Genomic DNA, 11,893 nt, shown 5'->3' on the forward strand with positions numbered 1-11,893 from the left:
GCTAACTCCATTATGGATTGGGAGCCTCCGAACATAAATTCAAATAACCGTTCTCCTTGTTCAAATAACCGACTACATAAGCAAAGTCTCTTTAATTATTCCAGGTGCTGGAATAACAGCGCTTGTATTGACAGCGTTTACAACCCGGTACATAATGTGTACACAACATTTTAGGACCAGCGCAAGGAGACGTTGCTGTGCAAAAATGGATAACGATTTATAAAAATATGAAAATCAAAAACAAGCTTTCCCTTCTTATCAGCTTAATCGTTGCAATGGCATTTACCTTCGCTGTCATCGTCCAGCAATATGCCTTCTCCATCTACGACGAGCAGCTGTACCTCAAATCATCCCAGGTCTTACACCTGTCCTCCTCTGCGATTGAGTCAGAGCTCGAGCGGATCGAACAGTTATCCTTCAACATCATTACCGATACCCAGATTCAAAATATGTTACGTTCCATCGCCGGGAGTGACTCCGATTATGATCGCCTCATCCTGCGACAGCATCTGGTGGACCGCCTCCTGAATTATGTAGGCTCCGAGCCGATGCTCTATTCCATCCACCTGATCGATTCCTACGATAAACAGCAGGACGTCGGCAGTGTCGTCCCGATTCATCCCGCCAAAAGGGAGTTTATTCTACAGCTTGCCGGAGAGGCGGATGGAGAAGAACGCTGGGTATACCCGGACGAAATGGATTCGGCTCTTCTACTTTCCCGGGAAATAAGATCCTACTCTGGAACCTTATTCGATCTTAACTACTTGGGAACCATCATTATTCGTATCAATATGGACAAAATCGTCCGGAAATCCACCGGTGGGGAGGGCGACCTAATCGTGACTTCGGGTACGGATGTCATCTACCCCGCAACCCCGCACTTCGATCCGGCTGTCATTCAATCCTCCCTATCATCTGGTAATGGGTACCTTACCCGTGAAATGGATGGTCATACCTACTTCATCGCACATAACCGATCAGGCAATACCGGATGGACGTATATGAATGTCACGCCCTTTAATCAATCCTTTAAGCAAATCATATTCATCAAAGAGCTTGTCATTATCGTGTTTACCGTTATTTTCGCAGTTGCGATCCTGCTCGGCATCCGGTTCAGCCGAGGCCTGACACGTCCCATCGAGAGTCTCATCACCCGGATGAAGCTCGCGGAAAAAGGAAACTTTGCCGAAGCCAACGTGCTGCCTCAGGACGCTGCCCCTGTCGCCATGAACGAGCTGGGACTGCTGCATCGGACATTCCGCCTCATGATCGAGAGAATCAACGCGCTCATTACCGAGAACTATTCGAACCAGCTGTTAATCAAAGAGACCGAGTTCAAAGCGCTGCAAGCCCAAATCAACCCCCACTTTCTGTATAACACGCTGGAATCCGTGAACTGGCTGGCGAAGATGAACAAGCAAACCCAAATCTCCGACATGGTGCAAGCATTAGCCTTCCTTCTTCGGAATTCCGTCAGCTTGAAGGAGCCGATTCTGACACTGGGAGAGGAACTGGAGATTGTTAGGAACTACGTCATTATTCAGAAATTCCGATTTGAAGACCGCCTAGATTTCACGATGGATGTGAAGGAGCAGGATTTGCAGCGCAAAATTCCAAAGCTGTCCCTTCAGCCCCTGCTCGAAAATGCGATTCATTATGCGCTGGAGCCTTCCGTTAACCCTTGCCGAATTACGTTGTCCTGCAAGGAGACCCCTTCCGCGTTCTGCGTCATCGTGGAGGATGACGGACCCGGCATGGCGCCGGATACGTTGACGCGATTACGAAGCGGCGAAATAGCCACCAGCGGTAACGGGATCGGACTGTTAAACATCGATGAACGGATCAAGCTGGCTTTTGGCGAGCACCACGGGTTAACCATCGACAGCGGATCGGGGCTTGGAACCCGGGTGATGCTGTCATTACCCAAATAACGGAGGGATTCGGATGTATAAAGTTCTGCTTGTGGACGATGAACGAATTATTCTAGACGGCATATCACAGATGGTGGATTGGTCGGCATACCGAACCGAGCTGGCCGGTACCGCCCAGAACGGAATTCAGGCATATGAAAAAATCGTCAGGGAGAGCCCGGATATCGTCGTATGCGATATTCGCATGCCCGGACTGGATGGGCTTGAGCTCGTAGCCAAAACCTATGCCTCCCACCCTCACATTAAATTCGTGCTGCTGTCCGGTTTCGGCGAATTTGAGTATGCAAACCGTGCCATGCAGTACGGAGTCAAGCATTACCTGCTCAAGCCGACCGACGAGGTCAAGATCGGAGGAGCGCTGAAAGAGGTCACTGACGAGCTGACCCTGAACCAAAACAAGGAATCATTTATCCAGGAGATGAAAGGCCGTCTTCGCAAGGTGCTTCCTCATGTCAAAGAACAGGTGCTCAAAGAGTTTGTCACCAACAAAACCTACGGACGCCATGACCTGGAGGAATACCGCAGCCTGTTCGAATATAATTTCGATCAGCCCGTCCGTCTGCTGTTGTTCCAACTGGAGGGCATTGTCGAATACGAGCATCAATTCGCCGTGAAGAACATCGCCGAGGATCTGTTGGACACCACGCTGCTGAGTACGACGATCGGGCAGCATGTTCTGGTGCTAATCGAGAACCACCATGATCAGCAGCGGCTCCATCAACAGCTGCAGGATATCCGGTGTACTTTTAAACAGTATTACAAGATGGACGTCACAATCGCGATCAGCGATCCCGGACCTGTAACCCTGGCGCGGAAGCTGTACCGGGATACGCTGCAATGCCTGAACTACCGTTTCTATCTGGATGATAGCGGAATGATCACCACGGAAGATACGCTTCATGCCGGCGGCTTGGAAGGAACGTTTGTCCTCGATGAGGAGCGCCTGTGCATGCCGGTCCGATCCGGCCACCGCAACGAAGCGGAGCTTGCCCTGGCCGAATTCATTCAGGAACTGAAGCGTGCGCAGCTTAGTATCGATATGACCAAATCCTATGTCATTCAGCAGTATGTATCCCTTATCCGTTTAACCGACCCGGATCAGATGCAAGAACGCTATGCACGGATTCCGGAGATCGCCGAGATGAGCACGCTTCAAGCCATTCAAGCCTTTTTGGAAGAATCGGTACGGGAAATCACGATGCGGAACTTCGAGCAGAACAAAGTCAAATATAATGCCATCGTCCGCAAGGTGGTTGAGATTATCGAGGAGCAGCTGGGCAACTCGGAGCTTACGCTCAATCTGGTGGCAAACGATATGCTATATATGAACGCCGACTATCTCGGCAAGCTGTTCAAGAAGGAGACCGGTGAGAAATTCTCCAATTACGTGATGAAACTGCGGATGAAGTGCGCAACTGAAATGATGATAAGCGATCCCGATATCAAGATTTTTGAAATGGCAGAGCTTCTCGGTTTCGGCGATAATCCCCAATATTTCAGCCAGGTGTTCAAAAAACAGATCGGGTGCACCCCCTCCGAATATATGAAAAGGAGTGATTAACTTGTACGTACATCTCTGCTTTTTAAACAAATTGCACGGTTTTTTTCCTTACTCTTTCCCCGCAGAAACAAGATAATTGGGAATGTAAGCACTGACATTTGAAGCGATATGAAGTGGTTTATCAACAAAGGGGAGGAAATGGAATGAAAAAAGTGTTAAACACGGTTCTGATGTTTTCCCTGATCGGAAGCTTGATTGGTTGTTCGGGCGGCGGCGCTGCAGAACCGCCAGCCAGCGGCGGAACCGGAACGGAGACACCGCCACCGGCTGCAAGCGATAGCAAGGATCCGGTCAAACTCCGCATTGCTTGGTGGGGCGGACAGTCCCGGCATGATTATACCTTGAAGGTCATTGAAATGTATGAGTCCCAGAATCCGCATGTCACGATTGAGCCGGAGTATGCTCCATTCGATGACTACTGGAAAAAGCTTGCCCCTCAAGCGGTGGCTGGCGGACTCCCGGACATTATTCAAATGGACATCTCCTATCTGAATCAATATGCTGGCCGGAATCAGCTGGCGGATTTGAAGCCGTTCACCGAAAGCGGCGAGCTGGATGTCGCCGATGTCAGCGAGAATGCGCTGAGCGGCGGTGAGGTCAACGGCAAGCTCGTTGCCATGAACCTCGGCGTGAACGCACTTCAGACCACCTTCGACGTTGAAACGATGAAGAAGAACGGCATCGATATTCCATCCAAAGAATGGACTTGGGACGACATGGACGCAATGGGTGCCCAAGCCAAGGAAAAAGGCCTGCAGATCGGAGGCTTTGCTTACCGGCATGACGTCTTCTTCCCTTACTACCTAAGAACTATCGGCCAGAAAATGTACAGCGCTGACGGTAAAACGATCGGATACAGTGACGACCAGCCCTTTATCGATTATTTCACACGCTATCAGAAATGGTACGACAACGGATATATCCTCTCTCTGGACAAGGAAGCCCAGAAGAAAGGCGTAGCGGAAGAGGATGAAATTGTCCTTGGCAACTCCATATCGGGCACGGGCTGGTCCAACCAGTTCCTTGCAGTGGCCAATCTGGTCACCGATCGTCCATTGGAGCTGAATCCGATGCCAGGGCCTGGAACGAAGGACGGTCTTTTCCTGAAACCTTCGATGTACTTCTCGGTCACCGAAACGTCCAAGCATAAAGAGGAAGCCGCTAAATTCATCAGCTTCTTCATTAACGACATCGAGGCCAACAAGCTGATTAAGGGCGAGCGCGGCGTTCCCGTATCCGCCAAGGTGAAGGAAGAGCTCAAGCCACTACTCTCGGAGAACGAAGCCAAAATTTTCGACTATGTCACTTGGGCTGAGGCCAACAGCACGCCAGGCGATCCTCCAAACCCGATTGGCGCGGTGGAGATCGAGAAGCTGCTGCGAGATCTCAGTGAACGTATTCTGTTCAAGAAAATCTCGATCGAAGATGCCGCGGCTGAATTCCGCAAGGAAGCGAACGCCATCTTGGCCAGATCTCAGCAATAACCAGGATACGGCTAGACAAGGCATCTCCGGCACATCTTTCCTGTGCAAGAGATGCCTTTTTATATCAGTGACCCCTGCACGGGGCGCAACCAAATCTGAATCGTAGGGGTTGAAATCTATGAAGAGGCTCCGTGAGAGCGAACACATCACCGGTTACGTGTTTTCAGCGCCGTTCGTTCTTGGTTTTCTCATCTTTACCTTATATCCAATCCTCTCGTCCCTGTATTATTCGTTCACCAATTATAATCTGATGGAAGCGCCAAGATGGCTGGGCCTCGGGAATTATGAGCGATTGTTCCTGGAGGACGACAAAATCGGCAAGTCGTTTCAGGTCACGTTCACCTATGTATTTGCCAGCGTCCCCCTCCGCCTCATCTTCGCTCTATTTGTTGCCATGATTCTGAATACCGCGACCAAGGCCGTGGGGCTGTACCGCTCCGCCTTCTACTTGCCTTCTCTCATCGGCGGAAGCGTGGCCGTGGCCATCATGTGGCAGCAGATATTCGGCGACAAGGGACTCGTGAACTCTGCCCTGTCCCTCTTCGGGATCCACTCCACGACCTCTTGGATCGGGAATCCCAGCACGGCGCTTTGGACGCTGATCGCATTGTCCATCTGGCAGTTCGGTTCCTCGATGATCATTTTTCTGGCTGGCTTGAAGAATATCCCAAGGGATTACTACGAAGCTGCCAGCGTGGACGGCGCCAACGCGGTCCATCGCTTTTTCAAAATTACGCTGCCTATGCTCAGTCCGATTATTTTGTTCAATCTGACGCTTCAGACGATTTCTGCGTTCCTGACCTTCACCCCTGCCTACATCATTTCGCGCGGAGAAGGCGGACCACTCGATCAAACGCTGCTCTATTCGCTTTATTTGTACCGCAAGGCGTTCTCGCATTTTGAAATGGGTTACGCGTCAGCGCTTGCCTGGATCATGCTCATTATCGTTGGTGCCCTAACCCTGCTCATCTTCAGATCATCTACCCGCTGGGTTCATTACGAGTCGAAAGGAGATTGACGGTTATGACCAAATCCAGACGTTTCCTCTACCATACCCTGGTCGGATTGTTCGCCCTCGGCATGACCTATCCAATTCTGTGGCTGGTGGCAAGCTCGCTTAAACCTAACCATGAAATATTCACGACGGCTTACAGCCTGATTCCGAGTCGGCTGGAATTCTCAAATTATGCTACAGGCTGGAAGGGTTTTGCCGGAACTACCTTCGGTACCTTCTTTCAAAATTCTTTTATCATTGTCATCATATCCACCATTGGTGCCGTCGCTTCCTCCGCGCTTGTCGCCTTCGGCCTGGCTCGGACCAAATTCTTCGGCCAGCAATTCTGGTTCGCCTGCATGATGATTACAATGATGCTGCCCCATGATGTCGTGATCGTTCCGCAATATGTGATGTTCGCTAAATTCGGCTGGCTGTCTTCCTTTAAGCCGTTAATTGTTCCCCAATTCTTCGGAATTCCGTTCTTTATCTTCCTGATCATGCAGTTCATCCGCACGATTCCGAAGGAGCTGGACGAAGCCGCCAAAATTGACGGATGCAGCAAATACGGGATATTCTTCCGGGTCGTTGTGCCGTTGATCGTGCCCGCTCTGATCACGTGTTCGATTTTCTCCTTCTACTGGAGATGGGATGACTTTATCAATCCGCTTATTTACTTGAACAATCCGGAGAAATACCCGGTATCACTCGCCTTGAAGCTATTCCTTGACGGGGAGTCGCTCAATAACTGGGGCGGCATGTTTGCCATGGCTACCTTATCGCTGCTGCCGGTCGTCATCGTCTTCTTCATCTTCCAGAAATACATCGTGGAAGGGATCAGCACAACGGGATTGAAAGGGTAATTCAATAGAATAAATTCAATGGAATATGAAGGGAGCTCATACGATGCCTGCACTTGTATTTGATGATCAACAGATTGAACATGTCATAGACCGCGTGGTCGACCGGACCTTTCGCATGGATTTCAGCTGGGATTGGCCGGGCGGGGTTGCCTTTTACGGAGTATGCGAAGCCTATAAGGCCACCGGCAAGAAGGAGTATCTGGAACGGCTGAAAGCCTGGGTCGACGAAAACATGGAGGAGGGGTTGCCCAAGCTGTCCGTCAACGGCGTCTCCATCGGCCACTCCTTGTTAACGTTGTACGAGGTTTATGAGGATGAGCGTTATATCGAAACGGCCAAGGAAATGGCCGATTATCTCACGCATGATGCGCTGCGTTTCGGCAACGGCATCTTTCAGCATACAGTGAACTCCGAAACGTATAACTTTCCGGAACAGGCGTGGGTTGATACCATGTTCATGGCAGGCTACTTCCTGCTTCGGATTGGCGTGATGCTGGACCGGGAGGATTATTTCGAGGATGGTCTGAAGCAATATCATGGCCATGAGGATTGCCTGCAGGATCCCGTTACAAATCTGTATTACCACGGCTGGGACAATATCGCCGGCAACCATATGTCAGGCGTCTTCTGGTGCCGGGGCAACGCCTGGGCTGCCCTTACGATGGCCCGTGCCCTGGAGCTCGTCCCGGTTACGCATCCCTCCTTCATGATCATCGAAGGCTCGCTACGCGACCAGCTCAGCGCCCTGGTTCGGCTGCAGCATGAATCCGGCCTGTGGCATACAATCACGACCGATCCGCAGTCTCCGCTGGAAACATCCGGGTCGGCCGGTATCGCTGCTGCCCTGCTGACCAAAGGACGCATCTACAATAAATACACGCAGAAGTCGATCGACGGCATTTTGTCCAAGATCACTGAGGATGGCACCGTTACCGGCGTATCCGCGGGAACGGCCGTCATGAAGGATACTGCAGGATACAGAGGCGTGCCGGATAAGCGGATACAAGGCTGGGGGCAAGGACTGGCCTTAACCTTTCTCGCAGAAGTGCTGAAGATCAGGAGCAATCCTTATTGATTAAATGGGATACCAAAAGGCAGGATTGGAGAGGATCAAGTTCGCCTCTACAGCCTGCCTTTTTGTTATATGCAATTTAACGCGATTCTGCGACTACGGTTCTTATCTATTGTCCTCTGTCTCGTCCTCACCGCTTTCCTTCTTCTGCTCTTCAGTCTTCTTCGGATGCGGCGTTCCGTCAAGTCCGTAGACTTCATCATAAGCGTCGAATATTTTCCTCGCAATCGGCGCAGCGCTTTGCGAACCGAAGCCGCCTTCCGGGACAACGACGGCCACCGCCAGCTTCGGATTATCGCGTGGAGCAAAGGCGATGAAAACGCCGTTATCAAGGTTAACACCTTTATATGATTGCTCGGATGTACCTGTTTTGCGGGCAAAATCATATTTAAAATCTTCGAAACCCGCGATACCTTGTGTGTTCATCCCCTGTTTAATGGTGTGCCAGTATTGCTTGGGAAAATCAACTTCATTAAGGACCTCGCGCCCGAATTCCTTGACCACTTTTCCATTCTGATCCGTTATTTTGCTGACCAGCTGCGGCTTGATTCGCTTGCCTTCATTCGCCAGCATCACCGTGTATTGAGCAAGCTGTAGAGGGGTGTATTTACCCTGCTGACCGAAGGAAGCGTAGGCTAACGCCGCAAGATTACTTCCCGCTGCTTTTGTATCAGTATAATTTTTCAGTCCTTTATGCTCCTTAGGCAAACCACTCCCCGTTACTACTCCAAGACCAAACTGCTCCATATACTCATCCCAGACCGTAACGCCCTTCTCGCCGCCATACTTGCTGACTAACTTTTTACCAACCCAATCGATCATGAAGGCATTCGATGATTGCTGAATCGCTTGCTGAGGTTTAATGGGTCCGATTCTATGGCCGCTGGAGTTCCGAATTTTCGTTTCGCTTCCTTCCCGACCTATCGAAGCGTACCCTTGATCGTTATACGTATCGTTAGGGCCAAACAACCCCTCATTTAGCCCGATCAACACCGTCAGCGGCTTAATAACGGAACCGAGAAAAATCATGGACTCGAACCCGTGTCCCGATCTGCCTGATCCGTATATCGTGATCGTGCCATTACCCGACGAGTCCACGACATCTTGTGTAATTTTGCCTCCGCTTCCCCAAACATTCGGGTCGTAATCCGGCATGCTGGCCATCGCGACCACATGGCCAGTATCAATTTCCATGGCGACGGCGTAGCCGGTGACAGCATCCTTATGAAGCTTACCCGATACCGGATTGGTATGAAGATATTGAAGCCGATCCATAATGGCTTGCTCTGTCGCAAGCTGAATGTCTTTATGGATCGTGGTGTGGATATTGAGGCCTTTTTCAGGAGCAACCATCGTTGGAACGCCATCCACCATATTCTGCGGATTAATCGGAATGCTGAGATACCCGCTCTTGCCGCGCAGTTCTTCCTGATACATCCGTTCCAATCCGTCATACCCCACCGACTCTTCTTCCGTGTAGATCAAGCCGGGATTCTCCTGATCCTTGTTGCTTTGATCGATAACCTCATAATCCTTTACGGATTTGGAGCCTCCGAACTTCCGCAAGTATCCGATCGTCTGAACGGCAACCGTATCCGGATCATAATGCCTTACATTCTCCTCCACAATCTGGACGCCGGGGAACTTGGCGCGGTTCTCCATGAAATAAGCGATCTCTTCCTTCGTCAAATCCGTCTTGATGCGTCTGGGTTCATAACCATGCTGCTTGTTATATTCCAAATCCAGGTCTTCAATCACTTTCTTCACCGTTATCGGTTCCGCCTTGGGGTCTCCATACTTGTTAAACGCCTGGACGATCTGCTTTGCCATCTTCTCGGCTTCCGGCCTGTTCGCTTTTCCCTTGTCCGTCTTCTTGCTGTAATCCTTCATGAGCGTGATATACAAAGAGTTCGAAGCCGTAGAGTAAGCAAGCTTGGTGCCGGACGCATCGATGATGGATCCCCGGATCGGCTGCAGCGGGAAGTGCTTCTGTTCTCCACCGGTTTCCTGACTCGCAAGCTCGGGTCCCTCAACGAACTGCAATATGGCCATGCGAACGATAATGACGCAAAAGATAAGAAATGCACTAAAAAAGAAAATATTAATCCGTCCGTTATATCTGCGTTTCATTTCCGTTTCATCCGGTACGTCCTTATAAATTTTAAAACCCTTCACATTGTCTACGCTCCTTTGTTATATGGTTTAATCCAGCCAAGTTGGCAGATGAGGCTGTTTCTCGAATTCAAAGATTCGCTGCAGCTGTTCCTGGGTATTCCGTTCTTCAGACAGCGGAGGCAGTTCGTCCAGCCGGAAAAAACCGACCGCAGACGTCTCCGTTCCCACGCCTGCAGCTCCGCCTGTAATGTCGCACTGAATGAACATTTTGTACACATGGAAGGCCGAAGGCGGATGGTTATGAAACTTCTTATCCAATACAGCCAGTAATCTCGTTGCGCGTACCTCATAACCCGCTTCTTCCTTCACTTCCTTCACAACAACCTCGGCAGGCGATAGACCGATGTCCGCCCATCCTCCCGGCAATGCCCAAGCCCCGTCGGCCTTTTCCTTCACCAGAAGTAGTTTCCCCTCTTGAAAAATAACGCCACGGACGTCCACCTTCGGCGTTTGGTATCCGGTTTCATTCGCAAAGAGCGTACGGATCTTCTCGTCGCCTGCTTCGGTATACTCCTGCATGATCTTGATGCTGAGCTCCCTTAGCTGCTCAAACCGTTCCTTGTCATAGACATCCCTCGTATATTCCAGTCCGGCCTGGCTGATCGCCTGTATCTCTTTTGCCCAATCCAACCATTTTAGTGTCATAGATTCATCCCTCTTCGATTTCTTCTCATATATATAACGCCTGCTACCCACGATTGGTTTATAATGGAAGTGTTTGATTTCAAAATTATAACATATTTTCCGCCTGATTATGAGACGAGTGATATATTAAGGGGGCTTTATTACATGAAGAAAACCCGATCGGTTCTATATGTAATCCTGCTAATCGTTGTGTTCGGTACGGGCTATTATGTCGGATCGAGGTCAGAGAATTCAAAACCGATCTCAAAGGAAAATGCCCGCAAAGCCATCCAAACCCTGTGGGTAAATTCCGCCGAACCTCCGTTGCCCAAGGTGGTGATCGAGGGTACAGAAATCCCGCTTCGGCGTAGTGGTTACTCCTGGTGCAACAGAAATAACTGCGTGACAACGGATGCGGCTCCGCCCAAGCTCGAGGATATGGCGCCGGTTGCCGTCACAGGCGGTACCGACATTCAGACAACGCCACCGGAAGGAATTCATGGTTTCACCATTCAAAACCTGACGGATCCTGATATCGACGGATATACCGTACCGACAGAACCCGGCTCGTACCTGTACGAAATTCATTGTACATGGCCTCTGGAGCAGGGACGCGCCAGCTTTTATTTTGCGGTAACGGTCCAATAGGGTAAGCAGCTCAACTAAAGCGATATCAGTGTTCATAAAAAAAGATGACCTCGACGAATTCGAGGTCATCTGCTTGCTAGTTAAGTCCAGGACGGTTTTCTCTGAACCTTCCCCAATCGGTTCACAGTTCAAACGCCTGGAATGTTTCCTTTTTCCATTAGGAATTCAGTCTTTCTCATCCCTTTGATTCGTTCGGATTAAGGCATACGCCAATTGTCCAGCCATCCCAAGGAATAAACCCGTACCGACGACAATATACACCATCGTGAATGTTTTACCAAGCGGTGTCTGCGGCACGAATTCCGGATGACCTACTGTACTCAACGTCACTATGCAGAAATACAGGGCATCCAGCACCGATAACCCTTCCTGCCTGGTATAAAACATCGTACCCGATATCAGCATAATGACGATCAATACAAACAGCGCTACAAAATACCGCTGCTTAAACGCTCGAAACAGACCGCTGAAGAGACGTTTTAACGTTAGTAAAAAAGATATCATCCCGAAAACCGTCCTATTCTATGACTGGAGTATACGT

The 11,893-nt window shown here is 50.1% G+C and carries 10 protein-coding genes; 7 read left to right on the forward strand and 3 right to left on the reverse strand.

What is annotated here, in order from left to right; translation table 11 throughout:
- Positions 1-197: 197 nt before the first annotated feature.
- The 6 genes from MHH48_RS23830 (at position 198) to MHH48_RS23855 (ending at position 7,908) form a co-directional block, all read left to right on the forward strand.
- Positions 198-1,931: a sensor histidine kinase gene (locus MHH48_RS23830; RefSeq protein ID WP_076325100.1), complete on the forward strand. Its 1,734-nt coding sequence runs from the start codon at positions 198-200 to the stop codon at positions 1,929-1,931.
- 13 nt (positions 1,932-1,944) lie between these two features.
- Entirely contained in the window at positions 1,945-3,492 is a 1,548-nt protein-coding gene (locus MHH48_RS23835; RefSeq protein WP_076325101.1) for a response regulator, read from the forward strand.
- Between the two features lie 143 nt (positions 3,493-3,635).
- On the forward strand, positions 3,636-4,976 hold the full coding sequence (locus MHH48_RS23840; RefSeq protein WP_076325102.1) for an ABC transporter substrate-binding protein: 1,341 nt from the start codon (positions 3,636-3,638) through the stop codon (positions 4,974-4,976).
- A gap of 118 nt (positions 4,977-5,094) precedes the next feature.
- Entirely contained in the window at positions 5,095-5,994 is a 900-nt protein-coding gene (locus MHH48_RS23845) for a sugar ABC transporter permease (RefSeq protein WP_076325103.1), read from the forward strand.
- Positions 5,995-5,999: 5 nt separating this feature from the next.
- Positions 6,000-6,833, forward strand: coding sequence for a carbohydrate ABC transporter permease (locus tag MHH48_RS23850; RefSeq protein ID WP_076325104.1), 834 nt, complete (start codon positions 6,000-6,002; stop codon positions 6,831-6,833).
- A 43-nt stretch (positions 6,834-6,876) separates the two neighbouring features.
- On the forward strand, positions 6,877-7,908 hold the full coding sequence (locus tag MHH48_RS23855; protein ID WP_076325105.1) for a glycoside hydrolase family 88 protein: 1,032 nt from the start codon (positions 6,877-6,879) through the stop codon (positions 7,906-7,908).
- Between the two features lie 102 nt (positions 7,909-8,010).
- On the opposite strand, the gene MHH48_RS23860 is transcribed toward MHH48_RS23855, so the two are convergent.
- Positions 8,011-10,080, reverse strand: coding sequence for a penicillin-binding transpeptidase domain-containing protein (locus tag MHH48_RS23860; protein ID WP_076325106.1), 2,070 nt, complete (start codon positions 10,078-10,080; stop codon positions 8,011-8,013).
- A gap of 27 nt (positions 10,081-10,107) precedes the next feature.
- The gene (locus MHH48_RS23865) at positions 10,108-10,725 is read right to left on the reverse strand and encodes an NUDIX hydrolase (protein WP_076325107.1); all 618 of its coding nucleotides are present in this window, start codon (positions 10,723-10,725) and stop codon (positions 10,108-10,110) included.
- A 144-nt stretch (positions 10,726-10,869) separates the two neighbouring features.
- On the opposite strand from MHH48_RS23865, the gene MHH48_RS23870 reads away from it, so the two are divergent.
- A complete protein-coding gene (locus MHH48_RS23870; protein ID WP_076325108.1) occupies positions 10,870-11,352 on the forward strand; it encodes a hypothetical protein in 483 nt (160 codons plus the stop codon).
- 165 nt (positions 11,353-11,517) lie between these two features.
- Here the strand turns inward: MHH48_RS23870 and MHH48_RS23875 are convergent, their stop codons facing one another.
- Positions 11,518-11,856, reverse strand: coding sequence for a potassium channel family protein (locus MHH48_RS23875; protein ID WP_076325109.1), 339 nt, complete (start codon positions 11,854-11,856; stop codon positions 11,518-11,520).
- Positions 11,857-11,893: the final 37 nt, after the last annotated feature.

It is taken from the genome of Paenibacillus sp. FSL F4-0100 (assembly GCF_037993005.1).
GTDB lineage: Bacteria > Bacillota > Bacilli > Paenibacillales > Paenibacillaceae > Paenibacillus_AQ.

Bases quoted from the DNA above. Each gene is read 5' to 3' on its own strand.
- MHH48_RS23835 (WP_076325101.1), top strand. From the start codon at position 1,945: ATGTATAAAGTTCTGCTTGTGGACGATGAACGAATTATTCTAGACGGC.
- MHH48_RS23840 (WP_076325102.1), top strand. From the start codon at position 3,636: ATGAAAAAAGTGTTAAACACGGTTCTGATGTTTTCCCTGATCGGAAGC.
- MHH48_RS23845 (WP_076325103.1), top strand. From the start codon at position 5,095: ATGAAGAGGCTCCGTGAGAGCGAACACATCACCGGTTACGTGTTTTCA.
- MHH48_RS23850 (WP_076325104.1), top strand. From the start codon at position 6,000: ATGACCAAATCCAGACGTTTCCTCTACCATACCCTGGTCGGATTGTTC.
- MHH48_RS23855 (WP_076325105.1), top strand. From the start codon at position 6,877: ATGCCTGCACTTGTATTTGATGATCAACAGATTGAACATGTCATAGAC.
- MHH48_RS23865 (WP_076325107.1), bottom strand. From the start codon at position 10,725: ATGACACTAAAATGGTTGGATTGGGCAAAAGAGATACAGGCGATCAGC.
- MHH48_RS23870 (WP_076325108.1), top strand. From the start codon at position 10,870: ATGAAGAAAACCCGATCGGTTCTATATGTAATCCTGCTAATCGTTGTG.
- MHH48_RS23875 (WP_076325109.1), bottom strand. From the start codon at position 11,856: ATGATATCTTTTTTACTAACGTTAAAACGTCTCTTCAGCGGTCTGTTT.